The organism is Reyranella sp. CPCC 100927 (assembly GCF_007859315.1).
Classification (GTDB): domain Bacteria; phylum Pseudomonadota; class Alphaproteobacteria; order Reyranellales; family Reyranellaceae; genus Vineibacter.
Genome location: NZ_VOHA01000009.1, coordinates 256637 through 271212 on the forward strand (window position 1 = coordinate 256637; position 14576 = coordinate 271212).

The following is a 14576-nucleotide window of genomic DNA, read 5'->3' on the forward strand; positions in this document are numbered from 1 at the left end:
AGAGGAACACAGAGAGAAGAAGAAGATCGATGGCGCGCTTCAGGCGCGCGACGGGTCCTTCTCTGTGCGCCTCTGTGTCCTCTGTGCCTCTGTGGTGAAGTCTTCTTGCGATGGTTCAACCACGACGCTGCTGCGCTCAGGGAGACTGACACCATGCCCCCACGTTCCGATCTGCCGACCTGGCGTTCGCTGATGTTCGTGCCGGCGACCAAGGACAACTTCATCGCCAAGGCGCACACCCGCGGTGCCGATGCCATCATCCTCGACCTCGAGGACTCCGTGGCGCCGGCCGAGAAGGACGCCGCGCGCCGCGCGCTGGGGTCGGCGGCGAAGACCGTGGCGCAGGCCGGCGCCGACGTGGTGGTGCGCATCAACCGGCCGCTGGAGCTGTCGGTGCCCGACATCGCCGCCGCCGTGATCCCCGGCGTGTCGGCGCTGATGCTGCCCAAGGTGATGGGGCCCGAGCACGTCAAGCTGTTGTCCGAAGTCGTGGCCGCGCGCGAGGCGGCGGCGGGCGTAGCGGCCGGTACCGTGCGCTTCATCGCCATCGTCGAGACGCCCGAGGCGCTGCCGGCGCTCACCGCCATCGCCGCCGCCGACCCGCGCGTGGTGGCGCTGGGCATCGGCGCCGAGGACCTGTCGACCGAGCTGGGCAGCGCGCCCACCGGCGATGCGCTCTATGTCTATGCGATGCTGGTGGTGGCGGCGGCGCGCGGCGCCGGCATCCTGCCGCTGGGCTCGGTCGGCCGCTTCGCCGACTTCTCCGACCTCGCGGGCTACCGCGAGAGCCTGAAGCGCTCGCGCGGCCTGGGCTTCGCCTGCACCGCCTGCATCCACCCCGCGCACGTGCCGATCATCAACGAGGAGTACGGCGTCAGCGCCGCCGACGCCGACCGCGCCCGCCGCCTGATCGCGGCCTTCGAGCAGGCCGTGGCGGCCGGGCAGGGCGCCGTCGCCTTCGAGGGCGCCATGATCGACCTGCCCGTCGTCGAGCGCGCCCGCCGGCTGCTGGCGCGGGTGCGCTGAGCGCGCGACGCTACGACAGGATCGCGCGGTCGGCCCAGTCGGGCAGGTCGACCGCGTAGTAACCGTAGTTGTCGGCGTTGCGGGTGGCGCGCATGCGCCAGCGCGTCAGCGTATGGGCCCCCGAGCGGCCATAGAAGTTGGCCTCGGCGAGGCCCGAGGTGCGGCCGCAGATGTGCGCCGCTTCGTGCACGAACGTCTGGACCCGTTCGCCGTCAGGATCGACGCCGGTCTCGGGCGTGCGCCAGCTGCGGCCCAGCGTGATGCGCTGGATACCCGGCAGGGCCCGGGCGTAGGAGCTGAGCCCGTCGTCGCACACGATCTTCAGGCTGGGATTCGACAGGTGCCGCGCGATGCCCTGGAACGTGCGCCGCACCTTGTCGGCCTTCAGCCGGCCGAACGCACCGAACCAGTAGCGCTCGGGCGACATCGGATCGTTCCACCGCCCCTCGAGGTCGCGGGCGAAGAGATCGTCGAACCGCCGGTTGACGTGATCCGTCACGACATACAGCGCCGTGGCGGCATACCGGCGCACCCGGCCCTCGGAAAACTCCGGCCAGGTGGTGCAGCACGTGATGCTGGCGGGGACTTTGCTCTCTGGATGGGGCCGGCCCATCACCTGCAGAATATCGAACATGTCCCAGTCCTCCGGATGACCATGTTCTACGCAAACGCACTGCAAATAAGTGAGTGATTGCTAATATACAGACTGTTGAGACAGCCGGCCAGTCATCCGGAAGTATGGCGACTCATACCTTTGTCCTGGGAGGCTGGATTTAGGAGAGCGCCGCTGTCATCCCGAGCGCAGCGAGGGATCTTTCCCGCCATGGACGGTCCAGAAATCGCCGAAAATTCCTCGCTGCGCTCGGAATGACAGCGAGCGGCGATAGGATCTCAGCCTCTGAGATGATGATGATCCTGCCGCGGCGCGGGGATCAGCGGCCGCCGTTGGCCCAGAAGCGCTGCAGCGCCGCGACGTCGCCGGCGAACAGGTTGCGGTCGACGTGGCTCACGCCCTGCACCGTGGTCGCCTCGCTGCCGTAGGCGACGTCGGACACGGTCTGGTCGCCGACATACTGCCACAGCCGCCAGCCGCGATCGGCCCAGCCCATGGGCAGCTCGGGCTCCTCGCGATAGTCGGCCAGCCACAATTCACAGCGTGCCAGGATCGAGCCCGGCATGATCGGATCGATGCGCTGGCTGCGGCCGGGCGGCGAGATGCCGTTGGCCCAGTTGGGATGGACATAGACCATCGGCAGCCGGCCGGTGGCCTGGCGGATCGCCACCACGAACGCCTCGGCCTGCGCCAGCTCCATGGTGTTGCGCGGATTGGCGTCGTTGAACTCGACATCCAGCGCCATCACGGTCGACGGCCCGGGCTGGGCCGCGGCGAGGAAGGCCGCCGCCTGGTCGGCGCCGGAATATTGGCGCGTGCCGAAATGGTAGGCGCCCCACAGCAGGCCCGCCGCCTGGGCCTGCGTGCGCCGCGTCGCGTACGCCGGATCGACCCAGTCGCCGCCTTCGCTCGACTTGTGAATGATGGCCAGGATGTTGCTGCTGCGGATCAGCCCGAAGTCGGTCACCTCGACCCCGTGGCTGATGTCGATCACGGCATCGAGCCCGGTGCGGACGGCCGGATGCGGCGGCGTCGGCCCCGGCGCATAGGCGAGGCGCTGGTAGGTATTCTGCCGCGCGCCGCAACCCGTGACGGCCGGCACCGCCAGGCCGACTCCCAAACCACCCAACACGGAACGACGCGAGATCATAGCCCGGCAGTGTCGATGAAGCGCGAGCAAAAGGCAATAAATCCCTCATCCACAAGCGGAACGATCCAGTCATTGCCCTGCGCAAAGGTGCGTCGACCGGGTGACGGGGTATGCGGTGGAACGGCCTCACCACAGAGGCACAGAGGGCACAGAGAACACAGAGGGAAGACGGGATGGCGCGCCGACGGCACGCAGCAGGGTTTTCTCTGTGTCCTCTGTGTCTCTGTGGTGAAGCCGTTCCTGCCGAAAACCGCCGCGGCCTTCGATCGGCGCACCGATCCCGCCCGGTGCGATCAGTACGCCGCCTTCAGGATCCCCAGCACCTCGTCGGCGCGCGTGATCGGGCGGGGGTTGCTGTACGTCCAGTCGTCCAGCATGCAGTTTTCCGCCAGCCCCGGCAGGTCGGCCGCCGCGATGCCGACCTCGCGCAGGGAGCGCGGCATGCCGAGCCCGCGGACGAACGCATCCAGCACCTCGGCCGCCGGCACCGCCGCCGGCCGGCCCAGCGCCGCCGACACGTCGCGCTGGCGGTCGCGGTTCACCGGCACGTTGTAGTCCAGCACGTAGGGCATCATCACGCACGACGTGTGCCCGTGCGCCACGCCGGCCGAGCCGCCCAGGATGTGGCCGATGGCGTGGCTGGCGCCCATGCGCATGCCGGCGACGATGCCCACCATCGACAGCCAGGCGCCCATCATGCAGCGCAGCCGCGCGTCGAGATCGCCGGCATCAGCCTTCACCGCCGGCAGCCCGACACCGAGCGTGCGCAGCGCCTGCAGCGCCGTGCCGTCGGTGTAGTCGTTGGCGTCGAGCGACAGGTAGGTCTCGACCGCGTGGTCGAGCGCGCGCACGCCGCTCGACAGCCACAGCCATGCCGGCGTGTGCACGGTGACGGCGGGATCGAGGATCACCGTCTCCGGCACGATGCCGCGGTTGATGAAGCTCTGCTTCAGTTTCACGCGCGTGTCGGTGACGCCGGCGCGCGCGTTGTGCTCGCCGGCCGACAAGGTGGTCGGCACCGCGATCTGGCGCACAACAGGCGGCCGGAAGTCGGGCACGCGCCGCTGCCCGTTCTCGACTACGCTGCGCAGCGGCTCCAGCCCGTCGACGGTGCTGATGCCGTGCTCCAGGCAGATCGCCACCGCCTTGCCGCCGTCGATCACCGAGCCGCCACCGAAATTCACCAGCAGGTCGGTGCCCGCCTCGCGCGCCGCGTTGGCGCACGCCACCACGGCCTCGCGCGGCGTGTGCGCCGGCATGTCGTCATGCACGCCGGCGAAGCGCGCGCCCAGCGCCTGGCGGATCTTCGCGATTTCTTCGGTCTGCGTGTTGAGCGTGCGTCCCGTCAGCACGAACACGCGCCCGGCCCGCAGCCGGTCGGCTTCCGCCACGATCTGTTCGGCCGCCGGCTTGCCGAAGATCACGCGGTTCATCGCCGTAAAGGCCATCGTGCCTGATTGCATCGTCGTCGTCCCGCACGCAGCAAAGGTCGGAAGGCGGCGACAGCCTATCACAAAAGGCGCCGCCGTCGTCCGACCGGGCCGCCTGCTGGTACGACTGTCATCCCGAAGCACAGCGAGGGATCTTCTGAAAGTGACGCATGGGTGCGCCTGCATCGAAAGATCCCTCGCTGCGCTCGGGATGACGATCCTGGTCACACTCTAGCGATAGTCCGTACTCATCAGTGCAGCTGTTCGGCATCGACCTTGTCGGCCATGTGGCGCAGCAAGGTCGCCGTGCCGTCGGGGCCGATCCAGTCGACGAACAGGTTCGTCACGATCACCAGGATCGACTGCATCGCGACCGGCTCGGGCGCGCCGCGCGCGATCATCGCCGCCAGCGCCTGCTCCGTGATCTCGTTGGTGACGTCGTGCAGGTCGCTCGGCACACCCGATGTCGGGTAGAGCGCCGCGAGCGCATCGGCGACTCGTTCCTCCAGAACGTCGATCAGCTTCAGGTGCACCTGTTTCGGCTTTTTGGCCCAGCCGGCGCAGCACGCGTCGGCCGCCACGCAGGCCGCCTTGTCCCACAGCGCGGCCATCGTGAACTCGCGCTCGCTGAACGGGGACGACACGTTGCGCAGGGCGCTCTGGATCTTCCACGCCGCGTGCGCGGCGTCCCACGGCGCGACGCCGGCGCTTTCGAAAAACGCCAGTGCCGCATCGGAGCCCCGTTGGAGTTCCTCGGCGGTTGCGCCCTCCTGGACGACCAGCAGCTTTCTCTCGCGCATCGGCAGGCTCCTCTGCACATCCCTGCGGACGTTGGGCTCTCACCGCAGCGTCGTTGCGGCACGCCGACCCGGGCCATCGCGGGCCGCTGAACGTCGTCGATAGGCTCCGGAGCAATGCTTGCGCGACCAAGGTCGACATCGCCAAGCGGCAGCAGCCTCCATAGGCGCTGATCCCGATCCGGTCGTCAAGGGACGATACGCCGCGTGAAACGTGGCGCAATCGCCGTCCGATCCCTATATGGTATCCATTCGAAGGGCTTCGAGCGGCCCTGTCCGCCGTCCCGCGTATGCGTGACACCCGTGCTCCCGAATTGAATCCCGTCTGGCCGTTCTGCGGCCGGTGACGTTCCGACGGCTCTCACGACCGGAGACGCACATGCGCGCGCACAAGTTCAAGCCAGGCCAGTTCGTACGGATCCAGCCCGCACGGTCCCCGGCCGCGCCGCCGGCCGGCCGCTACGAGATCGTGCGCACCTTGCCGCCCGACAACAACGAGAACCAGTACCGGGTGCGCAACACTGAGGACAACCACGAGCGCGTGGTGCGCGAAAGCGAGCTGCAGTAGCCGCTCGGCGCTGTCACCGCGTCGCGTCGGCGGCTGCTGCCGGTCGCGGACAGTCGCCGAAGCGCACCATGCGTTGCTGCGCCTCGTCCCACAGGCAGTAGGTGCTCGCCTTCAGCGCATCGCGCAGCGACAGTGTCGGCACGTGCTGCAGGTCGACGTTCTGCGCGTGGCAGGCGGCGAGGCGATAGTTGGGAATGCGCGGGTTCAGATGGTGCACGTGGTGGAAGCCGATGTTGCCGGTGAACCACTGCAGGATCGCGGGCAGGCGCAGGTAGGACGTGCCGCGCAGCGCTGCCGCGGTCGCCGACCAGTCGCCCTGCGTGAACCAGTGCGCGTCCTCGAAGCGGTGCTGCACCGAGAACAGCCACACGCCGGCGATGGCGGCCAGCACCATGATCGGCAGCTGCACCAGGGCGACGGCGCCGAAGCCGGCGACGAGGCCGAGGCCCACCACCAACGTCGCCAGCACCAGGTTGGTGGCGTGGACCGAGCGGCGCTCGCGCCGCCAGTGCGCCGGCGTGTCGAACGGCACGCGGTACAGCAGCAGGAACACCAGCGGCGGCAGCACGACCAGCGCGATCGCCGGATGGCGCAGCAGGCGATGCAGCAGGCGCGGGACGGGCCGCAGGCGGCGATAGTCGGCCGTGGTCAGGCACGCCGAGTAGATGTCGCTGCCGCTGGCCTGGTGGTCGAGGTTGTTCCAGTTGGCGTGATGGCCGGCGTGCTGGCGCCGCCAGTTGGCGTAGGGCGTCAGGGTCGCGATGCTGCACAGCCGCCCGACCCAGGTGTTGGCGGCGCGCGAGCGGAAGAACGCGCCATGCCCGCAATCGTGCTGGATGATGAAGATGCGCACCAGGAAGCCGGCCGCCGGCACGGCCAGCACCAGGGTCAGCCCGTACGACACCGCCAGGGTGCCGTACATCGTGGCGCACAGGGCCAAAAAGGGCAGGAAGGACGAGGCCAGCTGGCCCAGGCTGCGCGCCGTGCTGGCGCTCTGGTGCGCCGCCAGCTGGCGGTGCAGCGCCGCGGCGTCGAACGCGGCAGCCTCGCGCACGATGGGTCGTGCCGCGTCGGGTGCCGTCATGCTGGGATCGCTCAAGCCGTCTCCTTCCACGGCGCCCGGCGTGTCGCCGGTCGTCGGCGCCGCTGGTGGATCGCGCCGGTCAGGTCTCGACCCGCGATGGTGAACGCATGCCCAGCCGGCCGGCGTGCGAGGTGCACCGGCTCTTCACGCTCTCCAATGTCGGGCCGCTGCCGATGAAGCGGCCCTCGGCGTAGGCGCCGTAGGGCGCGTCCATCGGCGATCCGGCGGGATATTTGGTGACCCGGTAGTCGCGGCCGTCGATGGTGGCGCTGTAGCCCGTGCCGCTGCGCACCCAGCTCACCGCCGCCCGGGTTCGCCGCTCGCGCCGGTCCTCGGTGGTGTCGTCGGCCGGACGGTCGGCGGTGTCCGCGGTGGGGCTGGTGGTGGTTTCCTGGTCTGGTCTCGACATGCATCACCTTGGCTGCGTTCCGAAGGGCCGCCGTCACGGGACGGCAATGCATCTGTCGGCCCGAACGCGAGCCAGGCGGTACGCCGGCCGTTGCGATCGATGACGCGGGAGCAACTCGGAACACGCAGGGATTTGCGTTGTCGATCAGCAGATGCCCACAGGATATAGGCATTCACCGCCGTCCGTGCATCGGCTGGCCGAAAATAAACATGGCGGTGAGGCCGCCCCGACCCCATATGGGACATGGACAATCGCCATTTTGGCCGGCCCTGCCAGTTTCGCCCGTCCGCGGGCCTACTTTCTGAGCTTCCACGATACGGATTGTTCCCGTACCGTACGATCGCCGTACGGTGCGACCACTGACGCAAAGGAAGCATGATGGCCACCACCGGCACCGTGAAATTCTTCAACGCCCAGAAGGGCTTCGGCTTCATCCAGCCGGAAGACGGCAGCAAGGACGTGTTCGTCCACATCAGCGCCGTCGAGCGCGCCGGCATCCGTACGCTCAACGAGGGCCAGAGGGTCCGCTTCGATCTGCAGTCGGAGCGCGGCAAGGTCGCCGCCACCAACCTCGAGCTCGTCTAGAACGGGTCTCGTTCCGGGGCTGCGGCCGATGAATCGATCGCTGTCGAGCATTGCCGCACCGGAACTGCGTTTCCCGTCGCCGGCGCGCCTGCGCGTCGGCGACCGGTTCGTTTTCCTGCCGACGGTCGACGCCGCCATCGACTGGCTGCGCTCGCCGGCCAACGCCGCCCTGTGCCAGCGCCTGACGCAGGCGCTGGAGCTGCTGCTGGCCGCCCAGGGCAGCCGCTCGTCGAGCGACCTGCACGCCGGCTACAGTGCCCTGTTGGAAGGCGCCGAGCGCGAGGGCCTGGTGTTTCGCTGACGACGCGCCGTCTCTCGTCGCGGCGCGCGGACGACGGCCACGCTTCATTATAAACGGCATCCCCAAGGAGACAGACCATGCGGCTTCCCCTTGGTGTCAGCCCGTTGCGCCCCGCCTGTGACCAGTGCGGCGGCGAGACCATGTTCGCCGGCCGCCGGCCGCATCCGACGCGCGGCCTGCCGTGGGATGTCCAGACCTTCGTCTGCACGAACTGCTCGGCCGTGACGCAGCGGCCGCTCGATGCGGCGCCCGTCCTGGCGCCGGCGATCGACACGGCATCCTGGACCGATCAGTACGGCACCCACACGGCCACGCTGCGCGGCCGCCTCTTTCGCATCGTCGCCTATCCCCGCGGTTCGCCGCTGGCCGGCAAGTACGGCTGCTACTGCGACGGGACGTACGCCGGCGTGACCGACGGCCTGCTCGCCGCCAAGACCCGGTGCAGCGCGCTGGCGCGCCAGCAGGAGACAGCGCCGTCCTGAGCGCAGCGAAGGACCTTGCGGTGGATCGTTCAAGGAATGTCGGCGCTGGTGATCATCGGCGCTGGCAGCTGTTGTGCCAACACCGCGGGGTCCTTCGCTGCGCTCAGGACGACGGCGACGGCTCTTTGCGCACCACGCAGAACCGGTTGCCGTCGGGGTCCGCCAGCACGACGCAGTCGGCCTGCGCGGGATAGCGCCACGCCACCCGCGATGCGTCCAGCGCCAGCAGGCGCGCCACCTCGGCCGCCTGGTCCGCGGCATAGAGATCGAGATGATGCCGCTGGTGGCTGGCGGCATCCGACGACACCTGCGTGATGGCCAGCTGCACGCCCGCGCCGTCGCGCGGCACCAGGATCGCCCAGTCGTCGGACGGCTCGCGCAAACGGCCGGTAGTCGAGCGCCGCGCACCAGAATGCGATCGCGCGCGGCACGTTGCGCACACCCCACACGATCGATCCCACGCGCACCATGGCTCTCTCCCGATCCTCTCCTCTGCTGTACGGCGCAAGCGACGCCCGGGTTCCCGCCCGACCCTGCTGCCGCAAGCGCAAGAGGGAGGGGCGGATGGCATGGTGGCGCCGTGCGGGGACACGGGATCACGCACGCGTCTCTCTCTCATCCGTTCGGTTGATGTGCCCCCGCGGGGGTCGGCTTATCCTGGGGCCACGCGATACCGGGAGACACGCGAATGGCGACCGGGGATTTCGTTCCGCGCCACCGTGCGTCCGGCAAACAGGCCGATCGTCGGGGGATACGACAATGGTCACGAAACACTACGTGGTGACGTACGCCTTTCTGTCCTTCCTGGCGCTCCTGGGCGGCATCGTTCCGATGGCGATCAGCGGGCGGATCTACCTTTCGGTCGTGATCGTTGTGCTGCTCGTTGCCGCTCTGATGCCGGCTCTGTTGATCTGGCTGCTGAGGAAGATGGGATACCCCATCGGACGGCCCGTCACCTGTCCACGCTGCGCCGTTGAAATGCCTCTGTTCCGCAAGCCCAGGACCATGAACCAGGCGCTGTGGGGCGGCTACCGTTGCGCGAATTGCGGGACGGACATGGACGCGCGCGGACGTCAGCTGGAGGCCGGTACGCCGCGCTGAGTCCGGCCGCCCCTGCGGCAGCAGCTTTGGCCGCTCTCGCTGCTGCCCCGGGACGATGCGGCAGAATCTCAAAGTACTTCCTTTGTCTCGAAAGTAATAAAACGACCGGCTTTGTAATGATGAAGAATTGGCCGGCGAATATGGGATTCGGTTGCGGGTACGGTACAACTAAGGCAAGATGGAGTGGAGACAGGCACAAGGAAGGCCTGCTCATCGTCTTGGGGGGAATTCCATGAAACCCGCGATTTTTATCGCTCTGGGGTTATGCCTTCCCGGCTGCGCGGTTGTCTCGAGTGAACGCAGCGCACCCGCCGGGTTATCGTCCGAGAACATCGGTTACTATTCTTTACCGCGTGCCCTGGTCACGCTGGAGATCACGCAGAACGGCGATGCCATCAACGCGGCGATCACGGAGCCGTTCTATGCCGCCGATCCGGCGCACAAGTACGTCCTGAACTACAAAAGCAGTCCCTTGTCGGCCGATACCATCGAGGTCGAATTCGAGTCCAATTCGACCTTGCTGAAGAAAATCAGCACGACCACGGAAGACAAGACCGACGAAATTATTCTGGCGGCCGTGAAATCGTTCGTCGGGATTCTGGAGTCCGGCGACGTGACGAAGCAGGCGACATCGACGGTCATCGCCCGCCTCACGTTCGATCCCGTGGACCCGGCGGAGCGTACCGCGGCGCTCGCGGAGGCCAACAAATTCCTCAGGAATTTCCTGCGCTTCCGGAAGTTCGGCGCGGCCAAGATGTCCGACATGGTGGGTGATTGGTGCGGCATCAGGGGCGCCTCGACCGAAAGCACCTGCGACAGCGACAGCTGGCCGATCAAACTGGCGGTCTCCGTTCCCGGCGATGTCGATCCAGCCCCCAGGAGCGCCGCCGTGTCCGTGCCACCCGACTGCACGAAGGGCATCTGCTACAGGCCGCCGCTGCCGGTCAAGTTCAGGCTGTCGTTTGGCGAGGTCGCGCTGGATGAACGCACGATCGAGATACCCAATGCGGCGCCGGTCTACGCCATGGAGCTGCGCAAGGCCTTCATGGTGACGAAGATCAAGAACATCGAGTTCACCAAGGGCGTATTGACCAAGGTTCGCGTCGAAAAGCCGAGCGAAGCTCTCGCCCTGGTCACGCTGCCGCTCGACATTGCCAAGGCCATCCTGTCGGTTCCGGCTGACATCCTCAAACTGAAGGTTGATCTGTCGAGCCAGGAGGAAGCGCTGGCCAAGAAGCAGGCGGCGCTCATCGACGCCAAAAAGGAGCTTGCCGGCAAGAGATCGGTGGAGGCGGGTGATCCGCCGAACTCGCGCCGGGTCGTCGTGTCGGTCATGAACGGCCGCCCCTTGCCGCAGTCGTCTCCGCTGGGGCGCCGGGGATCGGGCAGTGGTGCGCCGGGCGAGCGGTCGGACGACGGCAACCCGCACACCCGGCCAGGCCCCGGCAGCGAACAACCGTGATCGCGGGGGAGAGACGCCGATGTCGTTCTTCGATCGCGACCCCGGGAAGTACAAAGGGCCCGCGGAATCGCTGGTGCCGCGGATGTCGCCGTTTGAACTCTGCGACGGTCCGAACCTCAGGCATCCCGATGATCCGCTGGCGGCGCCGTTCTCGGGAGTCTTCCAGCTGGTGATCGAGCTCACCGACGGTGCCTGGACGTCGGGATCGTGCTTTCACATCGGCGGCGGTCGGTTCGTCACCGCGGGCCATTGCCTGTTCTTCCATGACCTGCAGCTGATGGCCACCCAGGTCGGGATTGTGAACGCCACAGGCGACGGGACGGTCACGGATGTGTTCCAGGTGCCGCAGGAATTCGTCGACAACGACTATGCCGAGTCGCACGATTTTGGTTGCATCGACGTCACGGACGGCGCCTGGCCGTTGCCGGATTTCGCATTCGACCTCTGGAGCGCGACGAACGCCGAACTGGAGGACAAGGAGAACGTCCATCTCTGCGGTTTTCCGGCCCCATATCCGGGCGACGTCATGGTGACGACCGGGAGTGTGCGGAAAGGGCACGTACTGCTGGGCGCCCAGCGGCTCCGCTATACCATGGATACGCTGAAGGGCATGAGCGGCGGCCCGTGCTTCACCAACGTCGACGGCGCGCGGTTGGCGGTGGGTATCCACGTCAACGGCGATTGTCCGAACGGAGCTGTTCGGATCACGGCCGACATCCGGGCCTGGCTCAACGGCTAGCGCGATTCATCGTTTGATGGAAACGGCTGCTCCCTGTCGTCCTGAGCGTAGCGAAGGACCTTGCGGTGGGTAGTACAAAGAATGTCGACGCCGGCGATCATCAGCGCCGACGATGTCGATACCATCACCGCAAGATCCTTCGCTGCGCTCAGGACGACAACGACGGCCGACCAGGTCTCCGCTTCTATCAAGACGTGAACCGCCGGCGCCGCTCGCCGCACCGCGCTTCTCTCGTCCGCCATGTGGGACCAGCGGGAGAGGGAACAAACTCACCCCGCCAGCGGCATCACCTCCGCCGCGAACCGCTGCAGCCGCTCGATGCTGCCCGCGACGCTCTCGCCGCGGAAGTCGAAGATCAGCTCGTGCACGCCTGACGCGGCGAACGTCCGGATGTCGTCGGCGATCTCCGCCGCGCTGCCCGAGAAGCTGCGCCGCCCGCCGTCGCGGTCCGCCACCGCTGCGTCATAGAGCGGCGCTTTGTACGAGATGGTGAGCGCGGCGAAGTCGCGTCCCGCCGCCTGGGTCATCTCGCGCAACGTCGCCAGGCACGCGCGCATCTCGTCCGGCGGCAGCGGCGAGGCGGCGATGGCGCCCACCGGATGCCAGCCGTCGCCCAGCCGCGCCGCCCGCCGCAGGGCGGCGCGCGAGTGGCCGCCGACCCAGATCGGCGGATGCGGCTTCTGCAGCGGGAAGGGCTCGCAGCGGATGTCGGCATAGCGGTAGAAGCGGCCCTCGAAGCGGGCCGGCGACGTCGTCCACAGCTGCTTGAAGATCGCGATCCATTCGTCGCTGACGGCGCCGCGCTGCGCGAAGTCGGGACTATCCAGCGCGGCGAACTCCTCCTGCAGCCAGCCGACGCCGACGCCCAGGGTGACGCGGCCGCCCGACAGCACGTCCAGCGACGCCACCATCTTGGCCGTCAGCACCGGGTTGCGGTAGGGCAGCACCAGCACCGAGGTGACCAGCCGCAGCCGCTCGGTGGCGCCCGCCACCACGCCCAGGATGGAGAACGTCTCCAGCGCATCGCCGCCGGAGGGATGCTTGCGGTCCAGCGTATAGGGATAGGGCGAGGCGCTCTGCACCGGAAACACGATGTGGTCGGCGATCATCGCCGAGTGCAGCCCCAGCCGCTCGCCCTCGCGCGCCAAGGCCAGGATGCCCTCGCGCGTGGCGGTGGGACCGCGGGTGGGGAGATAGAAGCCGTAGCGCATGGGATGTGTGTCCGGCAGGGCAGTTCACCCGATGAAGAACCGCTTCGCGCGCGAACGCAAGCCGTGGACCTCGCGGTGTCTGGGATCCGTCCGGAGCGATGGCTGGTGAAGGCCGGGACCGCGCCGCTCCAGTGGCGCTCATGAACGGCCGCTGTTCGCGCGCGACGACTGCAACAGCGCACGGTAGAGCGGACACACGCTGGGGGCGCGCCATGGAGCCTGCCCTGAGCCGCGTCGAAGGGTGGCGCGTCATGTGCTGCTTGAAACGAAGACGCGCAGCGGAGTCGCACGCCCCAGCGTCTGCACAAACCACCGTGCGTTCGTTCGTTCCTTGCAGATGCCGTCACCGGCCCCCACGAAGCGGGTTGATGAACGCGATATCCGCGAAGTCGCGTTCGTTGTCGGTCACGACGACACAGTCATTGGCCTGGGCGATGGCCGCGATGATCATGTCGAGTCCGCTGCGCGGGCGTCCCTTGGCTGTTCCGTCGGCCATCAGCGCGCCCCACACCAGCGCCGCCTTCTCGTCGAAGGGAAGAACGCGGCCGGCGAACAGCGTCTGCGGGCCCTGGGGGCCTGAGAACCAGGCGTCGAGTTGGTCGCGCCGCTTGCCCTTCGGCTTCTCGAGGATACCGCGGCGGATCTCGGCGACGGTCAGGGAGGCGATGCAGAGATCGTCGTCGACCTGTTCCGCCATCCAGGTGATCAGCGATGGCGACGGGGCTGGCCTGGTGAAGTTGCTGATGATGTTGGTGTCGAGGAGATAGCGCATCAGATATCGACCTTGCGTCCTTCCTCCCGGGGACGCGACAGATCGAGTTCGGCACCGACAAGCGGCGACGCGAGCAGCGCCTTGACGATGCCCCCCTTCTTCGGCGGCTCGCCGGCGATCGTCTGTCTGACGGCGGCACGCAGGCGGTCGGCGTCGCGGCCACCTTCGGCCAGGCGCCGGGCAACCGCGCGGATCAGCTCGCGATCGGTATCCCGGCCGACCACCTCGAAGCGCGCCATGCCCCGCGCCACCAGGCGACTCCTGTACTTGTCGATGGCGCGGTGCTGAGAGGACTTGCGCATGATCGGCTCCGGTTATAACCGGTAATATAGCCAGAATGCCCATTTTTGCAAGGACCCGGCGGTGTTGATTCAGAACCTCGCTGCGGCTGTTGACGGCTGGGACTGCGCCCACATCCTGAGCCTGTCAAAGGATCCAGTGGCGCTCATGATTTTGGATCCCTTCCGAAAAGCCCAGCTCTTTGATAGTGTTTAATCCTATTGAATAGGATTTCTTCGGTGGCCAAGCGAAGCACCCAACAGTTCAGCGTCACCCTGCCCAACGACATGGCGCGGATGGTGAAGTCCAAGGTCGCGTCGGGCGAGTATGCCAGCGAGAGCGAGGTCATTCGCGACGGCCTCAGGACCTTGCAGGCGCGCGACCGCGCCCTTGAGAAGTGGCTGCGCATCGACGTCGCCGCTGCCTATGACGAGGCCAAGGCCGATCCGTCGAGTCTCCTCGGTGCGGCGCGCGTTCGCGACCACCTCGCAAAGCTCCACAAGCGGACGGCGAAAGGCCGGTGAGCTACCGCGAGGACTGAAACGGCGCACGGTAGAGCAGCCACAC

Annotated in this window: 20 protein-coding genes; 9 read left to right on the forward strand and 11 right to left on the reverse strand. The window is 67.6% G+C overall.

Annotated features, from left to right (window positions below; genetic code table 11):
* Positions 1 to 153 precede the first annotated feature (153 nt).
* Positions 154 to 1026 (forward strand): CoA ester lyase, encoded by an 873-nt coding sequence (locus tag FQU96_RS24010; RefSeq protein WP_146543880.1) that lies wholly within the window; start codon positions 154 to 156, stop codon positions 1024 to 1026.
* Between the two features lie 10 nt (positions 1027 to 1036).
* Here FQU96_RS24010 and FQU96_RS24015 read toward each other — a convergent pair whose 3' ends face one another.
* The 4 genes from FQU96_RS24015 to FQU96_RS24030 form a co-directional block, all read right to left on the reverse strand.
* The gene (locus FQU96_RS24015) at positions 1037 to 1660 is read right to left on the reverse strand and encodes a M35 family metallo-endopeptidase (RefSeq protein WP_146543881.1); all 624 of its coding nucleotides are present in this window, start codon (positions 1658 to 1660) and stop codon (positions 1037 to 1039) included.
* Between the two features lie 298 nt (positions 1661 to 1958).
* Positions 1959 to 2789 carry a glycoside hydrolase family 25 protein gene (locus tag FQU96_RS24020; RefSeq protein ID WP_146543882.1) on the reverse strand — a complete coding sequence of 277 codons (831 nt, stop codon included), beginning with the start codon at positions 2787 to 2789 and terminating at the stop codon, positions 1959 to 1961.
* 293 nt (positions 2790 to 3082) lie between these two features.
* Positions 3083 to 4252: an iron-containing alcohol dehydrogenase gene (locus FQU96_RS24025; protein WP_146543883.1), complete on the reverse strand. Its 1170-nt coding sequence runs from the start codon at positions 4250 to 4252 to the stop codon at positions 3083 to 3085.
* Between the two features lie 218 nt (positions 4253 to 4470).
* On the reverse strand, positions 4471 to 5019 hold the full coding sequence (locus FQU96_RS24030) for a hypothetical protein (RefSeq protein ID WP_146543884.1): 549 nt from the start codon (positions 5017 to 5019) through the stop codon (positions 4471 to 4473).
* Between the two features lie 376 nt (positions 5020 to 5395).
* Here FQU96_RS24030 and FQU96_RS24035 point away from each other — a divergent pair, with 376 nt between their 5' ends.
* Positions 5396 to 5584 (forward strand): hypothetical protein, encoded by a 189-nt coding sequence (locus FQU96_RS24035; RefSeq protein ID WP_146543885.1) that lies wholly within the window; start codon positions 5396 to 5398, stop codon positions 5582 to 5584.
* Between the two features lie 13 nt (positions 5585 to 5597).
* Here the strand turns inward: FQU96_RS24035 and FQU96_RS24040 are convergent, their stop codons facing one another.
* Together FQU96_RS24040 and FQU96_RS24045 are read right to left on the reverse strand one after the other, a co-directional pair.
* The gene (locus tag FQU96_RS24040; protein ID WP_218574839.1) at positions 5598 to 6683 is read right to left on the reverse strand and encodes a fatty acid desaturase; all 1086 of its coding nucleotides are present in this window, start codon (positions 6681 to 6683) and stop codon (positions 5598 to 5600) included.
* A gap of 64 nt (positions 6684 to 6747) precedes the next feature.
* Complete coding sequence (locus FQU96_RS24045; RefSeq protein ID WP_146543886.1) at positions 6748 to 7077, reverse strand: hypothetical protein; 330 nt, start codon at positions 7075 to 7077, stop codon at positions 6748 to 6750.
* 378 nt (positions 7078 to 7455) lie between these two features.
* Between FQU96_RS24045 and FQU96_RS24050 the strand changes: the two genes are divergently transcribed.
* From FQU96_RS24050 to FQU96_RS24060, 3 genes are all read left to right on the forward strand, one after another.
* Positions 7456 to 7662, forward strand: a complete 207-nt coding sequence (locus FQU96_RS24050; protein WP_146543922.1) for a cold-shock protein — start codon at positions 7456 to 7458, stop codon at positions 7660 to 7662.
* Between the two features lie 28 nt (positions 7663 to 7690).
* Positions 7691 to 7963 (forward strand): hypothetical protein, encoded by a 273-nt coding sequence (locus tag FQU96_RS24055; RefSeq protein ID WP_146543887.1) that lies wholly within the window; start codon positions 7691 to 7693, stop codon positions 7961 to 7963.
* A 77-nt stretch (positions 7964 to 8040) separates the two neighbouring features.
* Positions 8041 to 8445: a hypothetical protein gene (locus tag FQU96_RS24060; RefSeq protein ID WP_146543888.1), complete on the forward strand. Its 405-nt coding sequence runs from the start codon at positions 8041 to 8043 to the stop codon at positions 8443 to 8445.
* A gap of 103 nt (positions 8446 to 8548) precedes the next feature.
* Here FQU96_RS24060 and FQU96_RS24065 read toward each other — a convergent pair whose 3' ends face one another.
* The gene (locus FQU96_RS24065; RefSeq protein ID WP_255468475.1) at positions 8549 to 8827 is read right to left on the reverse strand and encodes a VOC family protein; all 279 of its coding nucleotides are present in this window, start codon (positions 8825 to 8827) and stop codon (positions 8549 to 8551) included.
* A gap of 377 nt (positions 8828 to 9204) precedes the next feature.
* On the opposite strand from FQU96_RS24065, the gene FQU96_RS24070 reads away from it, so the two are divergent.
* From FQU96_RS24070 to FQU96_RS24080, 3 genes are all read left to right on the forward strand, one after another.
* Positions 9205 to 9546 carry a hypothetical protein gene (locus tag FQU96_RS24070; protein WP_146543889.1) on the forward strand — a complete coding sequence of 114 codons (342 nt, stop codon included), beginning with the start codon at positions 9205 to 9207 and terminating at the stop codon, positions 9544 to 9546.
* A gap of 232 nt (positions 9547 to 9778) precedes the next feature.
* Complete coding sequence (locus FQU96_RS24075; RefSeq protein WP_146543890.1) at positions 9779 to 11008, forward strand: hypothetical protein; 1230 nt, start codon at positions 9779 to 9781, stop codon at positions 11006 to 11008.
* A 19-nt stretch (positions 11009 to 11027) separates the two neighbouring features.
* Positions 11028 to 11747, forward strand: coding sequence for a serine protease (locus tag FQU96_RS24080; protein ID WP_146543891.1), 720 nt, complete (start codon positions 11028 to 11030; stop codon positions 11745 to 11747).
* Here the strand turns inward: FQU96_RS24080 and FQU96_RS24085 are convergent.
* From FQU96_RS24085 to FQU96_RS24100, 4 genes are all read right to left on the reverse strand, one after another.
* A complete protein-coding gene (locus FQU96_RS24085; protein ID WP_146543892.1) occupies positions 11744 to 11989 on the reverse strand; it encodes a hypothetical protein in 246 nt (81 codons plus the stop codon). The two genes, FQU96_RS24080 and FQU96_RS24085, sit on opposite strands and share 4 nt — an antisense overlap.
* 27 nt (positions 11990 to 12016) lie before the next feature.
* Entirely contained in the window at positions 12017 to 12958 is a 942-nt protein-coding gene (locus tag FQU96_RS24090) for an LLM class F420-dependent oxidoreductase (RefSeq protein ID WP_146543893.1), read from the reverse strand.
* A 343-nt stretch (positions 12959 to 13301) separates the two neighbouring features.
* Positions 13302 to 13730 carry a PIN domain-containing protein gene (locus FQU96_RS24095; protein ID WP_178130675.1) on the reverse strand — a complete coding sequence of 143 codons (429 nt, stop codon included), beginning with the start codon at positions 13728 to 13730 and terminating at the stop codon, positions 13302 to 13304.
* Complete coding sequence (locus FQU96_RS24100; protein ID WP_146543894.1) at positions 13730 to 14032, reverse strand: hypothetical protein; 303 nt, start codon at positions 14030 to 14032, stop codon at positions 13730 to 13732. Before FQU96_RS24100 ends, FQU96_RS24095 begins: the two co-directional genes overlap by 1 nt.
* A 216-nt stretch (positions 14033 to 14248) precedes the next feature.
* Between FQU96_RS24100 and FQU96_RS24105 the strand changes: the two genes are divergently transcribed.
* Positions 14249 to 14533 (forward strand): type II toxin-antitoxin system ParD family antitoxin, encoded by a 285-nt coding sequence (locus FQU96_RS24105; RefSeq protein ID WP_255468477.1) that lies wholly within the window; start codon positions 14249 to 14251, stop codon positions 14531 to 14533.
* Positions 14534 to 14576: the final 43 nt, after the last annotated feature.

Excerpts from the sequence above, each read along its gene's own strand:
- FQU96_RS24010 (WP_146543880.1), top strand. The coding sequence starts at position 154 with ATGCCCCCACGTTCCGATCTGCCGACCTGGCGTTCGCTGATGTTCGTG.
- FQU96_RS24015 (WP_146543881.1), bottom strand. The coding sequence starts at position 1,660 with ATGTTCGATATTCTGCAGGTGATGGGCCGGCCCCATCCAGAGAGCAAA.
- FQU96_RS24020 (WP_146543882.1), bottom strand. The coding sequence starts at position 2,789 with ATGATCTCGCGTCGTTCCGTGTTGGGTGGTTTGGGAGTCGGCCTGGCG.
- FQU96_RS24025 (WP_146543883.1), bottom strand. The coding sequence starts at position 4,252 with ATGCAATCAGGCACGATGGCCTTTACGGCGATGAACCGCGTGATCTTC.
- FQU96_RS24030 (WP_146543884.1), bottom strand. The coding sequence starts at position 5,019 with ATGCGCGAGAGAAAGCTGCTGGTCGTCCAGGAGGGCGCAACCGCCGAG.
- FQU96_RS24035 (WP_146543885.1), top strand. The coding sequence starts at position 5,396 with ATGCGCGCGCACAAGTTCAAGCCAGGCCAGTTCGTACGGATCCAGCCC.
- FQU96_RS24045 (WP_146543886.1), bottom strand. The coding sequence starts at position 7,077 with ATGTCGAGACCAGACCAGGAAACCACCACCAGCCCCACCGCGGACACC.
- FQU96_RS24050 (WP_146543922.1), top strand. The coding sequence starts at position 7,456 with ATGGCCACCACCGGCACCGTGAAATTCTTCAACGCCCAGAAGGGCTTC.
- FQU96_RS24055 (WP_146543887.1), top strand. The coding sequence starts at position 7,691 with ATGAATCGATCGCTGTCGAGCATTGCCGCACCGGAACTGCGTTTCCCG.
- FQU96_RS24060 (WP_146543888.1), top strand. The coding sequence starts at position 8,041 with ATGCGGCTTCCCCTTGGTGTCAGCCCGTTGCGCCCCGCCTGTGACCAG.
- FQU96_RS24070 (WP_146543889.1), top strand. The coding sequence starts at position 9,205 with ATGGTCACGAAACACTACGTGGTGACGTACGCCTTTCTGTCCTTCCTG.
- FQU96_RS24075 (WP_146543890.1), top strand. The coding sequence starts at position 9,779 with ATGAAACCCGCGATTTTTATCGCTCTGGGGTTATGCCTTCCCGGCTGC.
- FQU96_RS24080 (WP_146543891.1), top strand. The coding sequence starts at position 11,028 with ATGTCGTTCTTCGATCGCGACCCCGGGAAGTACAAAGGGCCCGCGGAA.
- FQU96_RS24085 (WP_146543892.1), bottom strand. The coding sequence starts at position 11,989 with ATGGCGGACGAGAGAAGCGCGGTGCGGCGAGCGGCGCCGGCGGTTCAC.
- FQU96_RS24090 (WP_146543893.1), bottom strand. The coding sequence starts at position 12,958 with ATGCGCTACGGCTTCTATCTCCCCACCCGCGGTCCCACCGCCACGCGC.
- FQU96_RS24095 (WP_178130675.1), bottom strand. The coding sequence starts at position 13,730 with ATGCGCTATCTCCTCGACACCAACATCATCAGCAACTTCACCAGGCCA.
- FQU96_RS24100 (WP_146543894.1), bottom strand. The coding sequence starts at position 14,032 with ATGCGCAAGTCCTCTCAGCACCGCGCCATCGACAAGTACAGGAGTCGC.